This window comes from Rhodobacter sp. 4.3.4 (assembly GCF_058724655.1).
The window spans coordinates 33,986-50,786 of the sequence record NZ_JBZXDU010000004.1 but is presented as its reverse complement, the minus strand read 5'-3'; the positions used below and the strand labels follow the sequence as shown (position 1 = coordinate 50,786).

The following is a 16,801-nucleotide window of genomic DNA, read 5'->3' as shown; positions in this document are numbered from 1 at the left end:
GAAGAACTCAATCCAGAACCCGTGCGGCTCGGTGTGAGATGGGGGGAAATCTATCGCTCACAACTTATGACTCCAGACTGGCCGCTCCCCTGCTGCTTGCCCAACAAGCCATTCAGTGAAGGCTTCGGCATCGCCGTGACGGGAACCGCCCGCAGGCTCGACAAGGTGGAATGCCTCGCCAATGGGCACGGATAGAGAAAACGGCTTGATCAGACGGCCCGAGACGACGGCGTGACTCGCAAGGGATGAACGGCCAAGCGCGATCCCGCCACCCTGGGCTGCCAGTTCGAAGGCCGTCAGTGAGGTATCGAGATGCAGGCCGGACCCTGCGTCCACCGCTGCAGCCCCTGCCGCTTTCAGCCAGATCCCCCAGCCTTCGTGATAGCCCAGCACATGCAACAGGCGGTGGTCGCGCAGGTCGTCTGGCGCGAGCAGCATGGTTGCGGGGGCGCAAAGCGGGGTCAGGCTTTCCCATGTCAGCCGGTGGCTGTTGCAGCCCGGCCAATCCCCCGTGCCGTATTGGATGTCGAGGTCGATATCCTCGGCATCGAAAGGCTCGTTCCAGACGCTGGACAGCAGGCGGACCGGCCGCTTTGGGTGCTGTTCCAACCAATCCGGCAGGCGGGGCATCAGCCAATTGACCGCGAAGGACACGGCACAGCGCACGGTCAATGCCTGTGTCCGGCGCTGACCAAAGACCTCTCGCGTGCCGATGGCCAGACGTTGCAGCGCGTCTTGCACCTTGGGCAGGTAGGCCGCGCCGGATTTCGTCAGCTCCAGCCCGCGCGGACGGCGGATGAACAGGGGCTGGCGCAAGTGATGTTCCAGCGATTTCACATGTTTGGAGATCGCGGCCTGGGTCAGGTGCAATTCCGCGGCAGCATGGGTGAAGCTGAGCGTGCGCGCGGCGGCCTCGAAGGCGCGCAGCCAGGTCAGGGGGGGCAGGTCAGGGGCCATGCAAAACCACGGTATAACTGTTTGTAGGGGCATTGCCCCTGAATACGTCGTTTGACCAAAACATGCCAGCGGGACCATTCAAGGGGCAACCAAGGGAGGCTCCATGTTCCAAGTATTCCCCACGGCGCGCCTGCGCCCATCGCCGTTTTACGCGTCCGCCGTGGCCGAAGGCATGACGGCGGCCAGCATCTACAACCGGATGATCATGCCGACCTCCTACGGTGACCCGGAAGGGGAATACTGGCGGCTGATCAACGGCGTCTCGCAATGGGATGTGGGGGTGGAGCGGCAGGTGCAGCTGAAGGGCCGCGATGCCGGGCGGCTGGCGCAGATCCTGTCGCCCCGCGATCTGTCCGGCTGCAAGGTGGGGCAGGGCAAATATGTGCCGCTGTGCAACCATCGCGGCACGATCATCAACGACCCGATCCTGCTGAAATTGGCGGATGATCTGTACTGGCTGTCCATCGCCGACAGCGACATCTGGTTCTGGGCCAGCGCCATTGCGGCGGAACGCGGTCTGGATGTGCAGGTTTCCGAACCCGACGTCTCGCCCATGGCGCTGCAAGGCCCCAAGGCCGAGGACGTGGTGGCGCATGTCTTGGGCGATTGGGTGCGGGGGCTGAAATACTTCTGGTTCCGTGAGACGGAAGTGGGCGGCATCCCCGTGGCTGTTCAACGCTCGGGCTGGTCGAAGCAGGGCGGGTTCGAGATTTATCTCAAGGACGGCAGCCGCGGGACGGAGCTTTGGAACATCTTCAAGGAGGCCGGTCAGCCGTGGGGCATTGGCCCCGGCGCGCCAGCCACCGCCGAGCGGACGGAAAGCGGCCTTGTCTCGGTCGGCGGCGATACGGACGATATGACCAACCCGTTCGAGGTGCGTCTGGGCAAATATGTCGATCTGGATGTTGCCGATGATGTGGTGGGCATTCAGGCGCTGCGCCGCATCAGCGCTGAAGGCGTGAAGCGTCACCAACTGGGTCTGGTATTGGAAGGTGCTGCCCCTGCACCTCTGGGCTTCCGCCGCGAAGATATCAACCGCAACGGTCAGCGCATCGGCATGATGACCAACTGTGTCTGGTCGCCGCGGATGAAGGCCAACATCGGCTACGCCCTGGTCGACGCGGGCGTGCCGGCAGGCGAAACGGTTCAGGTGCAGCGCGACACGGGCCCGGTCAACGCGCAGCTTGTCCCCTTGCCCTTCCTCTGAGGCCGTCATGCGCGCGCATTTTGAAGCCCCTTCGTGGCAACCCGCCAACCATGTCGCCCTTTCGCCTCTTTCGTTCCTGAAGCGGGCCGAGAAGGTCTATGCCGACCGCCCCGCCACCACCTGCGGAGAGATCACCCGGACGTGGGGCGAGGTCGGCACCCGCTGCCGTGCCGTCGCGGCTGCTTTGGCCCTGCGCGGCGTCAGCCTTGGGGACACGGTCGCGGTCCTTGCCGCAAATGGGCCCGAACTGTTCGAATTGCACTATGCGGTTCCCCTGCTGGGCGCTGTGCTGAACGCGATCAACACCCGATTGGATGCGGAAAGCGTCGCCTATATCCTGGACCACTCCGACGCGGTGATGGTGATCGTCGATCCGGCACTCAGCACGCTTCTGAACGATGCCTTCACCCACCTTGGCCGGACCCTGCCGGTTCTTGACCTTGAGGACTATGAAACCCTGACGGCCCATGCACCAATGGCCTGGGCGCTGCCAGCTGACGAGGGGCAGGCGCTGGCGCTGAATTATACTTCCGGCACGTCTGGCAAGCCAAAAGGGCGTCATCTATCATCATCGCGGGGCCTATCTGATGGCGATGGGAACGGTGGCAGGCTGGGCCTTGCCGCCGAACCCGACCTATCTGTCGGTCGTGCCGATGTTCCACTGCAACGGCTGGAACCACCCCTGGGCGATGGCCGTAGTCGGGGGCCACATGATCTTTGTGCGCGAGGCGACACCGACCAAGCTTCTGGCCGCCATCGCCCTGCACCGCGTCACGCATTTCGGCGCGGCCCCCATCGTGTTGCAAATGCTGTGCGATCAGGCCCGCGAACCCTTTTCGCCGAAGATCAAGGTGCTGACCGCTGGAGCCCCGCCTCCGCCATCCGTCCTGGAAAAGGCCGCGCTCTTGGGGATGGAGGTGATGCAGGTCTATGGCCTGACGGAAACCTATGGCCATATCGCGCAATGCCTGTGGCAAGAGGATTGGGACGCCCTCCCGCCCGAGGCCCGCGCCGAGCGGCAGGCGCAGCAAGGTCTTGCCTTTCCGATGGTCGAAGACATCCGCGTGGTCGACCGCGCCAGCGGGCTTGATGTGCCCCAAGACGGGATGACGCAGGGTGAGATCGCCATTCGCGGCAACACCGTGATGAAGGGCTATTACAAGGACGATGCGGCCACGGGTGAGGCCTTTCAGGGCGGCTGGTTCTGGTCTGGCGATGCGGCGGTGGTGCATCCCGATGGCTATATCCAGATCCGCGACCGGCTGAAGGATGTCATCATCTCGGGCGGCGAGAATATCTCTTCGGTCGAGGTCGAGGCGGTGCTCTATCGCCATCCGGCGGTTCAGGCCGCTGCCGTCGTCGCGCGCCCCCACGCCAGATGGGGCGAAAGCCCCTGTGCCTTCATCGAGTTGCGCGAAGGCCCGGCCCCCTCGGCCGAGGAGATCATCGCCTTTTGCCGCGAGCGGATTGCCCATTTCAAAGCGCCGAAGACCGTGGTTTTTGGTGAACTGCCCAAGACCGCGACCGGCAAGATCCAGAAATATGTGCTGCGTCAGGCGGCCCGCGTCATGGGTGTGCAAACATGACCTATGCAGCGCCGCTGAATGATCTGCTGTTCAACATTGCCTACATCGCAGGTGGCGGCGCGGACCCTGAACTCGCGGCCGCTGTGCTGGGGGAACTCGGGCGCTTCTGCGCCGAGGAGATCGCCCCCCTGAACGCATCGGGTGACCGTACGGGTTCCGTTTGCACGGGAGGCGTGGTCCATACCGCGCCCGGCTTTCGCGAGGCCTATGCGCAATTCGTCGCGATGGGGTGGCAGGGCCTCTGCCATCCCGAGGCTTTTGGCGGGCAGGGCCTGCCGCGCGTCATGGGTGCCGCCGCGTCAGAAATCCTGAACGCCGCCAATATGAGCTTTGCACTTTGCCCGCTCTTGACCGATGGCGCGATCGAAGCCCTGCGCCATTTTGGCGACGAGGAGATGAAGGCCGCCTACCTGCCGCATCTGGTGGCAGGCCGCTGGACCGGCACGATGAACCTGACCGAGCCGCAGGCGGGCAGCGATCTGGCGCTGCTGCGCAGCAGGGCCGAAGGACAGACGGACGGCACCTATGCGATCACCGGCACAAAGATCTTCATCACCTATGGCGAGCATGATCTGGCCGAGAACATCGTCCACCTTGTCCTTGCCCGCACCCCCGATGCACCCAAGGGCATCAAGGGGATCAGCCTGTTTCTGGTGCCAAAGGTCTTGCCCGATGGCGCGCGCAACCGCGTGACCTGCCAAAGCATCGAACACAAGCTGGGGGTTCGGGCCAGCCCGACCTGCGTGCTGGAGTTTGACGGCGCGACGGGGTTCCTGATCGGGCAGGAAAATTCTGGCCTCGACTACATGTTCACCATGATGAACGCTGCCCGCTTTGCCGTGGGCGTTCAGGGCGTGGCGATTGCGGATCGCGCGACACAGCAGGCCACCTCCTATGCAAAGGCCCGGATTCAAGGCCGTCCGGTGGATGGCAGTTCGTCCGCTGCGGTGGCGATCATCCATCACCCGGATGTCCGCCGCATGCTGGGCCAGATGCGCGCCACGACCGAGGCCTGCCGATCCTTGGCCGCCTATGCCGCAGGCCTTCAGGACCAGGGCGACACCGCGCTGGCCGAATTCCTCGTGCCGCTTGTCAAAGGCTATTGCACCGAAATGGCCGTGCAGGTCGCCTCGACCGCGGTGCAAATCCACGGCGGCGCAGGCTTTATCGAGGAAACCGGCGCCGCGCAGCATTACCGCGACGCCCGCATCCTGCCGATTTATGAGGGCACCACGGCCATTCAGGCCAACGACCTTCTGGGCCGCAAGACGCTGAGGGATGATGGGACCACCGCGCGCCGCCTTGCCGCGATGATCGCTGCGACCGAAGGGGAACTGCTTTCGGGAGCCAACGACCTGCAAGACATTGCTGGCCTGCTGACCGCCTCTCGGCTGGATTTTGAGGCCGCCGCCGCCCATTTGCTGACCGCCGAACCGAATGCAGCCTTTGCCGGTTCGGTGCCCTTCCTGATGCTGGCTGGCAATCTGGTCGCAGGCTGGCAGATGGCCCGCGCAGCACTGGCGGCACAAGGAGCCTTGCAGACCGACCCCACCTTCATGACCGCCAAGATCGCCACCGCGCGGTTCCATGCCCAGCACATCCTGCCCGACACCGCCCTTCAGCGCGCCCGTATCTTGAACGGCGCCGACAGCCTGCTTTCCATGACCTTCTGAGAGGCCGCAATGACCCCGAAACTCGACCCGACCCAGTTCCATAACCTTGCCCTTCAGGCGCAGGACGACGGCGTCCTGATCGTCACGCTCAACCGCCCGACCAAACGCAACGCGCTGGATTCCCATTCGATCGAGGAGCTGGTCACGCTGTTTTCCACCGCTCCCCGCGCCGGGGTCCGCGCTATCGTGCTGGCTGCGGCAGGGGACCATTTCTGCGCGGGGCTGGACCTGGTCGAACACCACCAGGCCGACCGCAGCCCGGCGGAGTTCATGCATCTTTGCCTGCGCTGGCACGAAGCCTTCAACAAGATGGAATATGGCGGCGTGCCTGTGATCGCTGCGCTGAAAGGTGCCGTGGTCGGCGGCGGTTTGGAACTGGCCAGCGCCGCACACATCCGGGTGATGGACCAGACCACCTATTTCGCCCTGCCCGAGGGCCAGCGCGGCCTCTTCACCGGCGGCGGAGCCACGATCCGCGTTACCGATCTGGTCGGCAAGGCGCGGATGGTCGACATGATGCTGACCGGCCGCGTCTATCAGGGGCAAGAGGCGGTCGACCTTGGTCTGGCGCAATATCGCACCGAAGGCTCCAGCCTCGACAAGGCGCTGGAACTGGCGCGCAAGGCCGCCGAAAACCTGCCTCTGTCGAACTTCGCCATCTGCTCGGGGATCAGCCACATGCAGAACATGTCAGCCCTGGACGCCGCCTATGCCGAAGCCGTTCTGGCCGGAGTGGTCAACACCCAACCCGAAGCCCGCGCCCGTCTTGCCGCCTTTGCAGACAAAAGCGCGGCCCGCGTGCGTCCGAACAGCTAAGCCAGTCTTCGCGGCGATTGGCCCTTCCAATCGCCGCAGAATATGCGGTGAAAATGATCCGTGCCACTCCCACGATCTCCTTTGCGGAAGTGGCGGTTCCCGCCGTCGTTCACGCGACGGAGCCGCTGGCGTACATGGCCGCCGGGTGGGTTATAGAAGCCTGTTCTATAACCCACGGGCTCACGCGAAGTCCGAAATGGGTGTAATTGGGTGTGAGAATGGCGAGCGCCGGGCTCCCGGTCACTCCGCAGCATTTCGGAGGATCGTGTCTGACTTTTCCTAAAAGGACGTGTCAGGGCGAGCACTGGACCTTGAAATTCGCGTCCCTCCTATGTATATGTCACTGCATATGCAAAGAAGGCCGCCATGCCCCACGCCCAAGATCACCCGTCCGGCCGCGAGGCCAAACTCTTCCGCAACAACAAGAGTCAGGCCGTTCGCATTCCGGCCGACTTCGAGATGCCCGGCGACCGCGTGTTGATCCACCGCGATGGCGACCGCCTCATCCTCGAGCCGGTGCGGCGCAAGAGCCTTTTGGCCGTCCTGGCCGAGTTGACGCCGCTTGGGCCGGAAGACCAGTTTCCCGACATCGACGATAGCCTGCTGCCTCTTCGTGAGGTGGATCTGTGAGCCCGCTCTATATGCTGGACACAAACATCGTGTCCGACCTCGTCCGCAGTCCCCAAGGCGACGTCATGCGGCACATCGTCAGAGTCGGACCTGACGCCGTCTGCGTCAGCATCATCACGGCAGCAGAGCTGCGATATGGCTGCGCCCGGAAGGGGTCGGCAATGTTGCTCGCGAATGTCGAAGCCATCCTTGGCAGCATCCAGGTCTTGGCCTTCGATGTCCCGGCTGACGCAGAGTATGGCCGGATCCGCGCCGAGCTGGAAGCGGCCGGCAATCCCATCGGCCCGAATGACCTCCTGATCGCAGCACACGCCTATGCACTCGGCGCGGTTATGGTCACCGCGAACACCGCCGAATTTACCCGAGTCCGGGGACTCTTGGTCGAGAACTGGCTGGCTGCTCCATGACAGGGTTGGGCGCCGGATCATACGACGCAGCATGATATAGCTTCCATTTTGTCCCGCTATTACAATGACTTATAAAAAGACCGATAATTCTGAGAATGCGACACTCAAAACTGTGTGTGTGGTGTTTGCCGCTTACTGGACAGAAGACCGGAGCAGTATTGCAGGCTGCTCAGCCAAACTACCGGTGGTTTTGCGGCAGTTTTGAGGCCGGTCGGGCGCCGAGCGGTAGTTTCGCGAATGCGCCAGTAGTGCGGAGACCCTGGCCCGACGCCACCAGCAAGCTGGAGTGGACCGAGTCTCGGCCGTGAGATCGCGCGGCGCCGCTTGCTTTCAAACCAGGTGCCTGGCAGGTCAGAGCGACGCCGGAAGAGCGTCTCGCGCAGGTGCCGCCATATCCTGAAGCGCCTGGTTTCGGCGGGCGAGGGTCTCGTGCCACTCCTGTGCCTCCCGATCCTTGAAGAAGGCGGCAGATGGCGCTAGGCGTGTGACAGCTTCTTCGACTTCCTCAAGCTTCACGCGGAAGAACTCCTTTCGGAAGTTGGACATGTTGATTCTCCGGTCGGCGAACTCGCGGTGAAGCGCTCCTTCTAGGGTCGGCGCCTCGTCGCTGTAGATCATCGCATGGGTGTCGAAAGAGAAGGGCACAGAGGCATCGCCCAGCTCTCTCACCCTGTCGTCCGGGTCCAGGCGACGGGTGAGGCCGATCTTTACCACGTCCTCGCCGAAGGAGCCGATGTTCGAGATGATGTAAACGTAGCCGGACTTCGTCATCTCGGCCATGGCGCGAGCCCGCTCGCTCGCGCTGTGCGCTTCCGCAAGAGAGGCTTCGAGTTCGGTTATGCGGCGACGCATCTCATCGGTCGCAGAGCCAGCCTCCGCCTCTTTGCGTGCTTTGTCGAGAAGCTCCTGGTATTTCCGTTCGGCGCGCTCTGCGGACTCTGCCTCGGCCAGCAGTTTCTTCTCCTCACGCTCCATCCGGGCCAATTCGGCACGTTCGTCCTTCTCGGCCTTCAGGCGCTCGCGACATTCATGTGTCAGCCGCAGTTCCTCGATCTTTAGCGCAACATAGGCGTCGCTGATCGAGAGATTCATCGAGCTGTTCTCGCGGTTGATCGCGGCCGCTGCAGCCACGATCCGCTTCTCCATCGCCACCGCGTTGTTCCATCTGGTGTTTGCGATGGCAGCTTCACACTCGTTGTTGAAAGCACGCATTGTCAGGCGCACCTGCCGATTGACCATTGTCTGACCCTTCGACCGGCTTCCATCGACAGTCCAGCCCGTCGGACAGATGGTGGCAGATCCCTGCGTAATCATCGCCTTCTGACGCTCACGCACTTCCTTGATGCGGGACTTGTAGGTCTCGCTGTCGCCAAAATCGAAGTGCGGCTCGTAGACGCCCAATTCAGCGAACGCGAGTCGCTCGTCGTAGATCGCCACCTGTTGTTCAAGTCGATCGAATACCTTGCGTTTCTCAGCATAGCTGGCACGCAGGTCTTCTACCCGCCGGTTCTCATCAGCAGCAGCGGCTTCTAACTTCTTTAGTTCATCGTCGACAGACAGGATAGGCGCAAACCGCCCGCGCATTTCGTCTAAGATACCCGACAACCGCGCGCATTCGTGCGCATTCTCGTTTTCCAATTCGATAATCCTGCTCGCGCCGCGGCGCGCCTTCCGGGCGCAAATCAGCCACAGGATAAGGAAGAGTGGCGTTGACAGGAACCAGACAAGGATTCCTAAGGTCATCGGGTCGGTGAGGCTGATCGTGTTACCCATGGCAATCTCCCATTAAATAAATCACGTAAATTGAGCGTGGACATAAGAAGAATGCGGCGGAGTTCCGTGATCAGCGCATCAAACTCAAATTCATTCACGCCAAACTTCCCTCACACACGGTCAGAATCTAACCCTAGCGCAAAACCTATGCCTGCTGCAGTCTTTTATCCAGCCCGGTGGAGCGTGTGGTGGAACAAGGAAGGTTCTCTATAGCAGTCGCGAAGACACGTTGATCACCCAATATTATGACCTGTTCCGTCGCACGCGTGATGGCCGTGTAAATCAGTGTCCGGTCCAAGAGGCGGGATGGGAAGACCGGAATGATGACGCGCCGCCACTGAGACCCCTGGGCCTTATGGACCGAGATGGCATAGGCCAGTTCTACGTTGTCCGCGTCGGCTGCATCGAGTTCGAACGGTTTGCCATCCAGCGTGACGTGTCCGATGCCGTCGATCACCGACTGGACGCGGCCCATCGAGCCGTTCATGAGTTCCCGGTCCCAGTCGTTCCGTGTCCAGATGATCGGATCGCCCTCGGCAATGTCGCTACGACCGGGGAAGAGGGCGCCGTCGGTGGCGCGCCGGCGCAACTCATGGAAGTGACGATTGATGGCGTCTATTCCGGCCGGTCCAGCCTTGACCGGAGCAATGATCTGGGTGTCGCTGGAGTCGGCACCCGAGGATCGCAGATCCCGTCCGATCTCGCTGATGACGCTAATCGCGTATTCGGGTGCGGTGGGGATGAAGGAGACGCCAGGGCGGATCCCCTCATAGGTTGCGGGGGCAGGGGTTTTTCCCAGCCGCACTGCCTCGGCAACAGAGGGGATGCCGCTCGCATCAGATTGACGAAGGACCCGATTCAGCACCACATGAGGTATGCGCTCGGTCTGGCAGAACACGTGGAATGTCAGGCCGAAGCCGATCGGGGGTAACTGGGCCGGATCTCCCACCAGCATAAGGTTGGCGTCTCCTAGCACCTTCAGGATCCGCCACAGTGTCGGCAGGTCGAGCATCGACGCTTCGTCGACGATCACCATGGCGCCCGGCGGCACCGCTTCGGCGTCGGAGCGCGCCATGGATTGAAGAAAGCCGGCGATGGTTCGGGCCGGACGGCCGGTCGCAACGGCCATGCGCTGCGCTGCGCGACCGGAGAGCGCCATCAGGTGCAGGGAGCGGCCGAAAGACTCCGCGAGGTCACAGATGCCGCGGAGAGACGTGGTCTTGCCCGAACCGGCATATCCGCCGAGCACCATCACCCGTTGGGAAAGCGCTGTCCGGATCGCCGTTTTCTGCCTGTCGGTAAGGGGATGGAATTGACTGGCGTCGAAGGCCTCAATTCGGGCTTCGACCAGCTTCGGGTCCGGTTTCGGAACCACCAGGTCGTGATAAGGTTCAGAGCGTAGGCAGTCGGTGATGGTGCGGGCGATGAACTCTTCCATCACCGCAGCTCCGAACGGCTGCAGGCCATCGCTAAGCCGACAGGCTCCGCCGCTCTCCACCGCGGCGTTGATCGCCGACAGCGCGGGGTGTCCGGCGGGCGCCGCTGCGCTATTGAGGAGCTTCGCGACGCCCGCCTCGACGTCGCGTTCCGCCGCGAATGTATCGTTCCGGTCCAGCGCGGCGTAGAGCACCGCTTCGACCGCCGCCACTGCGCGCCGCGGATCGTCTGGCGCGATGCCAAGGGCCGTCGCAATCTGCTCGACCCTGCGCCAAGGCAAGAAAGCAGTTAGGAGGTAGGGGTTCTCCCTGAGAGCCTCGACCCCTTCGCCACCCCAGCACCGGGCAACCCGGATCGCGGTCAGAACTCCGACGGCCTCGACCACCCCGTTTCGCTCCAGCCAGTCAAGAAGATCGGCCTCCGGTGCCTTAACGTCGAAGGCAGCGAAGGTCGTCTCGGCCAGATCGTGCCCTAGGATCTCGATGATGCCGGGATCCCGAACAGCCAAGGCGTCGCGCAGATAACGTCCAAAGCGATCGGCGAGCCGCGCCGCCAACGCCGTGCCGATCCCGCGGAAATCGCTGTCCGCAGCCATGAAGTTCGCGAGCGCGCCGTGGAGTTTCGGCATCGGGATGATGCTGGTGGACTGATCTTGACGCTTCGGAGATCGGGTCACTCGCCGAGGTCCTCAAAGAGCGGTCCGGCGCCCGTTGGGCGGGAGCGGCGACCAGCGGTGATAAGGTGTTCCTCAATCAGGCACTGCTGCCGCATGCGGGCGCGCAGTGCCGCGTTGCGTGCGGTCATCTCGCTGAGGCGCCGTTCGAGGAGGGCAACCCGGCGCTGCTCCTCGCGTAGACGTGCCAGCGGGACCATGGCCTCGGGGGAATTGTTTACAGTGCTGTCGGCTCCTGCCTCCTCGATGCCGGTCAGTCCCTTGGCCTCTACCGCCGCCTCGATCATGGCACGGGCGTTTCGGTTCTTGTAGAGGATCTGGCGGTCAAAGCCACAGGCGACGGCCACGGCCGATACATTCAACTTACCGTTGCGCACGGGCAGGGCCTCGACATGGGCAAGGTAGTGCTCGAGTCGCGCCTCGTACTCCCGGGCCATGTTGAGTGACGATTTCCCGGTCATGTCCGGCCTCCACGCGTCCTGGGCGTCGTCGGGTTGCGGTTGATCGGGGCAAGCGGCCGGTCGAGATCGCCCTCCGGGATCTGCCGCACGCGGGCCCCGTTGATAAGCCGAAGATTTCGTTCGAGAAGCGTTCGGTTCTCGGCCTCGAGACGGTGGATCTCGGCCTCGAGGCGGTCGATGTGTGCCTGAAGGGCGTCGATCTTACGCGTGGTCGGGCGCGGTCCCAGGACACGCTGGCGAGGGGCCTCCGACTTGGCGAGGCGCGCCTGTTTCAGATCCGGAATGCGGCGCAGTGCCTCCACGGCCCGCTCAATGCCAAATTCTTTCAGGACGAAGGTCCGCACCTCTGGCCATGATGGCACGTCCGATCGGCCGATGATCCAGTCCGCGGTCATCGCAATCTCGGCCGCGCTCATGTGGCGGTTGGGTCTCAGCCTACTCATCGATAGGCCCCGAGTGGTACGGGACCGTTCGGATCCGCGCCAAAGATTTCCCCGGTGCCACCGGATCAAACTGTGGTGTGGGTGCCATCTTAGCCACCAAGATGGGTGAGCCATCGACCACATCAGCGCTTTCGAGGATTGCGACCAGCTGTTCGAGACGGGCAATCTTGCGATCGAAGGTCTCCATCCAGCGCGGCGAGGCGCGAAGGCCCCCAGCGATCCGCTCCCGCGCCCGAGCCTGCAACTGACGCTCGCGCTCCAGTTCCCGTCGGATGTTCGCCAGCTTGACATCGGCCCCCTTGATGCAAACCAGATGGGTGCAGTTCAGGCACTCCCCGAACATCTGGCAGGGGTTCTGCCGCAGGGACTGCAGGCACCAACCGAAGGGCGTGGTGTGCGCGGTCTCTTTAATCTGGGCGATATCGAAGGCGGTCTCGCTGTCAATCGGGATCGGGGCAAGGCTCTCAATGTCGCGCGCCTTGCGGATCCGTGTCAACAGTTCTCGGGCGGTCTCGTGGTCGTAGGTGCTGTTCTGCCGAAGGCTTTTTCGTCCGGACCAGAGCGCGATGTCGGCAGGCGGCACCGAGGCCTTGGCGGCGAGCGTGTTAAGGTAGTGGCGAGGCTTGTGGGTATTCACGATCAGCGGCGAGCCGTCCGGCAAGCGGATTCCCATCTCCTCGAAGATGGAGGTGGAAGGTTCGCCCGGAAAACCCTGAAGTGCCGCCATGATTTGGTGGTAGGTGATCGGTTCCACGCGATCGAGCCGTCCTGCGTCCGAGACCGTCACGAAGATGCTATGCGGATGCGCCACCATCAGCGCCCGCTCGTAAGGGATGTGCGCGTCGCCGGGGAGGAACGGCCAGTCCTTTGGCGTCTTCCCAAACTTCGCCTCGCCTGCGGCCGCGGCGCGCGCGAGGCGACGGGCGGGCTCGGTATGGAGCTTGATGCGCGCGAGTGCCTCCTGCGCAACTGCCACCATCGCCTTAGGTATGAACTTGATCTGAGGCGCGCCACCCTTCTTCGGCCACCAGCGCAAACCCGCTTGGTAGCCGTCGCCAGGATCGAGCACCGCATCACAATCCACTGGCAGCTCAAGGATTTCCGAGATGCGAGCCGGGGCGCAGCAGAGCAACGCGAGCACGGCGGTAGTGACCTGCTGACGCGGCGTCTGGGCGTTCACGAAAGCCTCGGTCACGGCTTCGAGCTCGTCCCGGCTGAAGGTGCGGTCGTCGTCGTAGGCGCTGAGGCGGGATTCCATGGAAAAGCGCCGCCCGCCACTCGACCACTCGAATGGCGACCGGACCACGCCCGCCGCGTTCAGCGCCTGCGCTACCCATTCAAGCGCCTTCGCGCGCTGTTCGACACCATAGGGTTCGCCGCCTTCCGCGCGGATGCGGTCGATCGCGGCATCTAAGAAGGCCGGCGTGACATCGGCAGGCTCGTTAACCCCGGCCTCCAGCATCACCGCCGCCAGTACGCGCATCATCACGACCGGCTTGGTATATTTCCCGATCTGGCGCTTTCGGCCGAACTCTTCCGCAATCTTGAAGGCGACATAGGCGCGAGCGAAGGCTCCGAACGCACCAGTCAGGTCCGGCCCCTTTGAACGGCCACCTGCAAAAGTTACATAAGTGGGCGCGTTAACACGCTCCGGCTTTGCGAGACCCGTCAGGTCCCACGCCGGAGCCTCCCAGACGATGGCGGAGGCCGCCATGAAGGGCAGGGACCTCGCGGCCGCGACATAGTCGACAAGATTTTCGTCGCAGTCCTCACCGCGCGGGCGGAACGTAATTATCTCAGCCATCAGCGACCTCCTGTTGCTTGATCGCCTCCAGAAGGTCCATGATCGCCACGATCGTCGCGGTACGGGCCTCGGCCACTTCGGCGTGGCCGGCCTCGATCAATTCGCTCTGCCGGGCGAGAAGGGCCGCCAGCAAGGACTCATGTGGTGCCCCGGCCCAAGCCCTGAACTTGCGGCAGGTGTAGCAGGCGATCGGAGCCACTCCGGCGTCGATTGCCTGACAACCACCGATCTCGCAAGATCCGACCCCGGTCAGGTCCTTATCGCGAAGCACCGCATCCGGATATTGCTGCGCCTGTCGGTCTTTCGCCTCCCGCACGATCTTCCCAAGGAACCGGTCGGCAATCGGGATGAAGGCCTCGCCGACCAGTCTCTCCATGCGCTGGAAGTGATCGATCCCCGCGTCCACATAAGCTTGGCAGCTTTCGGGGCTGGAATGGCCGGCGTTGGCGGCGATCTCCAGAGCGTTGCAGCCGTTCATGGCGAGACCGGTCAGTACCGTGTGCCGTTCACGCTGCGGGTTCACGACCAATATGCGGCCGCTGATTGGGCTCGCCACAGCGAGGCGGGCAAACAGCCTCACGAAGACTTTCTGTATGCCGCTTTTACCTTGATGGTGTTCCAACCCAGATGAGACAGCGACGACCATGCGTTTTGGTGGGAAGAGTTGCGCGTCTTCCGGATCCTGTCCGTGGGCTAAACGAGACAGGACATTGCTCTCGATATGAAGGAACAGCACATCCGCCAGCCCCTGGGTGATTGGCTTCCACGGCATGAACGCGCCGCGCTCCGGAATCCCACGCTGTTTCAGAAGCGGGATCCGAACCTCGACGCGCTCTCCGTTGCGCCGTAGGTCGCATACCTTCATGGCCGCAAGTTGTGCTGGCCTCATTCCAAGGCCACGGAACATCCGCACCACCGTATAATCGTACAGGTCGACCTGGCCCGAGTTGAATGCTGCGTCGAGCGCCGCTTTCAGCGCCGCGTCCTCGGCAGGACGATAGGCCCCAGCATCGGGGTCCCATGTGCGCACCGCATCCTTGTCATTCTTCGGTGGCACCCGAATCTGAGCGATGAAGTCGTGCGTCTCTGGCAGGATTCCGGGCAGCTTCAGCGTCCTCCAGGTTTCTGTAAGGATACGAAGCTGTCCGAGGTGCGCGACGTTGCCGCGCGCGCACCAGTGAGCGACATCCTCCGCGTCGATCTCTTCGACCGGCCCATCGCGACGTTGCTGTGCAAACAGAACAAGGTTTCTGAACTGGCGGAAGGCTGCATCGACTGTTTTGAGATTTCGGGTGCCGACCATGGTACTCATCAATCGCTTCGCGGACGTGAGCAGGTCGTCCGACAGGCTATTTCTCAATAGGGTAAAGTCGATATTGACGGCACCGCTGAGGGTGCGGAATGCCCAGAAATCCTGCTCGGGATCGAACGGTGTGCCATCCGAGGCAAACGCTTGCCGATATTCAGACCGAACTACAGGCGTCAAAGTCGTGGGAAATTTCACGAACGGCTCTCCTGAACTCGGAGTCCTGCCTTGAAAGCGGCTTCGGTCAAGTGATCGCCTCGGTATTCAGCAGCCATCTTGCTCAGATAGGACCAACCGCCAAGGAAGTTGGCGAAGCGCGCGAAGTCCTCGGCGCTGATCCGGGCTGCAATTGCCCAGTCGGCCAGGTTCTGAATCCAGCCATGCCGAAGGTGGTGTGGCGTCAGTCCTTCGATTCCGAGATGCTGTCCGAGTTCGTGGACCACTCGGCCGACGGTGCGATCGGAGATTGGCGTCCCATGTGTACAGTTGTCGTGGCTCAGGAAGACAAAGGGCGAACCGCGCTTCTCTGCCGCGTCGCTTCCCGGGCCCAACATGTAGTCCTCCAGCGCTTGCGCAACAGTGGGGCCGAAGGGCACGATCCGGTCGAGGGTCTTTGCATTAGGCTCACGGGTCCGCGGGTCTTCCGGATCGTCATGCCGTCGCTCCACCCGGATCTCGCAGGCTGCAAGATCAATGTCCTCGGGCTTTAACTGCCGTGCTTCACCTTGACGAATGCCGGATGCCACCAATAGGCAGACGAGGGCCCAGTTGCGCCGCGCCATCGCTTCCGTCTTCCAGACGTCGAAGGGGTCGCCCGCGGCAGCGAAAGCGGCAACGCGAGCTAGATCGGCAGCCTGTATAATGTTTCTGATCCGCGAGGACTGGATCCTTGGCTGGTGAACCGCTATGCGAGCGGCCATATCCTTGCGCGCGACAATCCGCTCGGCGAGCTCCAGCGAACGCTTTCGAAGATGGGCCTCGGACATGCGCCCAACGAAATCGAAATAGCGGGCAGCCGTCGCCAAGCGCCGACACTTCAAGGTATTACTGACGATGTCGGCCTTCGACATGGTGAGACCGCGGCGCATCTCCGTTACCTCGGGCAAAGTGATCCGTCGCAGAGCCGCGGTCTTCAGCCCGCAGGCTTCCGCCAGTGTCTCAATCTCGTCCAGACCGAAATACTCGCCAGCCTCGAGCCGCGCATTCAGGTCGATGCGCTCCCGAAGCGCCCAGAGCCCGAGGTGAACCAGATCTGAGGCTTCCGCGCCCATGGTCTCTGACGAGTGGCCATGTGAACGCCGCGAGAGAGCCAGCGCCGTCGGGTAGTATGCCGGCGCGCCGGCATCGTCGATAACGGTGACAAAGCGTTCGCCATCCGCGAGGATGTAGCGCTGTACGCGACAAAAATACCGGTTCGTGGCAGGGGGAACATAAGACATTCGGCGCGCCTCCGAACGAAATAAGAACACATTCGGCAAGCTCATGCAATCACGTCACTAAGAGGGCAAAACTACCGCTTTTCGTGGTGAGATTCTGATAAGAGAGATTATGTAATTTGTTCGGTCAAAATCGGGGAACGGCTGATGTTTGGGCAGTTATATAAGCGATGCTCTTCTTTCCGACAACTG

13 protein-coding genes and 1 pseudogene are annotated in these 16,801 nt (G+C 62.6%); 6 read left to right on the top strand and 8 right to left on the bottom strand.

The window, feature by feature from the left end:
* Positions 1-57: 57 nt before the first annotated feature.
* On the bottom strand, positions 58-957 hold the full coding sequence (locus AC4PTB_RS18950) for a LysR substrate-binding domain-containing protein (protein WP_492192867.1): 900 nt from the start codon (positions 955-957) through the stop codon (positions 58-60).
* 103 nt (positions 958-1,060) lie between these two features.
* Here AC4PTB_RS18950 and AC4PTB_RS18945 point away from each other — a divergent pair, with 103 nt between their 5' ends.
* The 6 genes and pseudogenes from AC4PTB_RS18945 (at position 1,061) to AC4PTB_RS18920 (ending at position 7,276) form a co-directional block, all read left to right on the top strand.
* Entirely contained in the window at positions 1,061-2,164 is a 1,104-nt protein-coding gene (locus AC4PTB_RS18945) for a glycine cleavage T C-terminal barrel domain-containing protein (RefSeq protein ID WP_492192866.1), read from the top strand.
* 7 nt (positions 2,165-2,171) lie between these two features.
* Positions 2,172-3,750 (top strand): annotated as a pseudogene (locus tag AC4PTB_RS18940) (AMP-binding protein).
* A complete protein-coding gene (locus AC4PTB_RS18935; protein WP_492192865.1) occupies positions 3,747-5,423 on the top strand; it encodes an acyl-CoA dehydrogenase family protein in 1,677 nt (558 codons plus the stop codon). Before AC4PTB_RS18940 ends, AC4PTB_RS18935 begins: the two are co-directional and overlap by 4 nt.
* A gap of 9 nt (positions 5,424-5,432) precedes the next feature.
* Positions 5,433-6,239 (top strand): crotonase/enoyl-CoA hydratase family protein, encoded by an 807-nt coding sequence (locus AC4PTB_RS18930; RefSeq protein ID WP_492192864.1) that lies wholly within the window; start codon positions 5,433-5,435, stop codon positions 6,237-6,239.
* Between the two features lie 366 nt (positions 6,240-6,605).
* Positions 6,606-6,869: an antitoxin gene (locus AC4PTB_RS18925; protein WP_492192863.1), complete on the top strand. Its 264-nt coding sequence runs from the start codon at positions 6,606-6,608 to the stop codon at positions 6,867-6,869.
* Complete coding sequence (locus AC4PTB_RS18920) at positions 6,866-7,276, top strand: type II toxin-antitoxin system VapC family toxin (RefSeq protein ID WP_492192862.1); 411 nt, start codon at positions 6,866-6,868, stop codon at positions 7,274-7,276. Before AC4PTB_RS18925 ends, AC4PTB_RS18920 begins: the two co-directional genes overlap by 4 nt.
* 351 nt (positions 7,277-7,627) lie before the next feature.
* On the opposite strand, the gene AC4PTB_RS18915 is transcribed toward AC4PTB_RS18920, so the two are convergent.
* From AC4PTB_RS18915 to AC4PTB_RS18885, 7 genes are all read right to left on the bottom strand, one after another.
* Positions 7,628-9,049 (bottom strand): SNIPE associated domain-containing protein, encoded by a 1,422-nt coding sequence (locus tag AC4PTB_RS18915; protein WP_492189564.1) that lies wholly within the window; start codon positions 9,047-9,049, stop codon positions 7,628-7,630.
* Between the two features lie 145 nt (positions 9,050-9,194).
* Positions 9,195-11,114, bottom strand: a complete 1,920-nt coding sequence (locus tag AC4PTB_RS18910; RefSeq protein WP_492189565.1) for an AAA family ATPase — start codon at positions 11,112-11,114, stop codon at positions 9,195-9,197.
* 44 nt (positions 11,115-11,158) lie between these two features.
* On the bottom strand, positions 11,159-11,620 hold the full coding sequence (locus AC4PTB_RS18905) for a hypothetical protein (RefSeq protein WP_492189566.1): 462 nt from the start codon (positions 11,618-11,620) through the stop codon (positions 11,159-11,161).
* Positions 11,617-12,036: a coiled-coil domain-containing protein gene (locus tag AC4PTB_RS18900; protein ID WP_492189567.1), complete on the bottom strand. Its 420-nt coding sequence runs from the start codon at positions 12,034-12,036 to the stop codon at positions 11,617-11,619. Before AC4PTB_RS18900 ends, AC4PTB_RS18905 begins: the two co-directional genes overlap by 4 nt.
* A 19-nt stretch (positions 12,037-12,055) precedes the next feature.
* Positions 12,056-13,867 (bottom strand): hypothetical protein, encoded by a 1,812-nt coding sequence (locus AC4PTB_RS18895; protein WP_492189568.1) that lies wholly within the window; start codon positions 13,865-13,867, stop codon positions 12,056-12,058.
* Positions 13,860-15,371 (bottom strand): hypothetical protein, encoded by a 1,512-nt coding sequence (locus AC4PTB_RS18890; protein ID WP_492189569.1) that lies wholly within the window; start codon positions 15,369-15,371, stop codon positions 13,860-13,862. The genes AC4PTB_RS18895 and AC4PTB_RS18890 overlap by 8 nt, the downstream gene beginning before the upstream one ends.
* Positions 15,368-16,612, bottom strand: coding sequence for a tyrosine-type recombinase/integrase (locus AC4PTB_RS18885; RefSeq protein WP_492189570.1), 1,245 nt, complete (start codon positions 16,610-16,612; stop codon positions 15,368-15,370). The genes AC4PTB_RS18890 and AC4PTB_RS18885 overlap by 4 nt, the downstream gene beginning before the upstream one ends.
* Between the last annotated feature and the right edge of the window lie 189 nt (positions 16,613-16,801).

Bases quoted from the DNA above. Each gene is read 5' to 3' on its own strand.
- AC4PTB_RS18950 (WP_492192867.1), bottom strand. From the start codon at position 957: ATGGCCCCTGACCTGCCCCCCCTGACCTGGCTGCGCGCCTTCGAGGCC.
- AC4PTB_RS18945 (WP_492192866.1), top strand. From the start codon at position 1,061: ATGTTCCAAGTATTCCCCACGGCGCGCCTGCGCCCATCGCCGTTTTAC.
- AC4PTB_RS18935 (WP_492192865.1), top strand. From the start codon at position 3,747: ATGACCTATGCAGCGCCGCTGAATGATCTGCTGTTCAACATTGCCTAC.
- AC4PTB_RS18930 (WP_492192864.1), top strand. From the start codon at position 5,433: ATGACCCCGAAACTCGACCCGACCCAGTTCCATAACCTTGCCCTTCAG.
- AC4PTB_RS18925 (WP_492192863.1), top strand. From the start codon at position 6,606: ATGCCCCACGCCCAAGATCACCCGTCCGGCCGCGAGGCCAAACTCTTC.
- AC4PTB_RS18915 (WP_492189564.1), bottom strand. From the start codon at position 9,049: ATGGGTAACACGATCAGCCTCACCGACCCGATGACCTTAGGAATCCTT.
- AC4PTB_RS18910 (WP_492189565.1), bottom strand. From the start codon at position 11,114: ATGCCGAAACTCCACGGCGCGCTCGCGAACTTCATGGCTGCGGACAGC.
- AC4PTB_RS18905 (WP_492189566.1), bottom strand. From the start codon at position 11,620: ATGACCGGGAAATCGTCACTCAACATGGCCCGGGAGTACGAGGCGCGA.
- AC4PTB_RS18900 (WP_492189567.1), bottom strand. From the start codon at position 12,036: ATGAGCGCGGCCGAGATTGCGATGACCGCGGACTGGATCATCGGCCGA.
- AC4PTB_RS18895 (WP_492189568.1), bottom strand. From the start codon at position 13,867: ATGGCTGAGATAATTACGTTCCGCCCGCGCGGTGAGGACTGCGACGAA.
- AC4PTB_RS18885 (WP_492189570.1), bottom strand. From the start codon at position 16,612: ATGTCTTATGTTCCCCCTGCCACGAACCGGTATTTTTGTCGCGTACAG.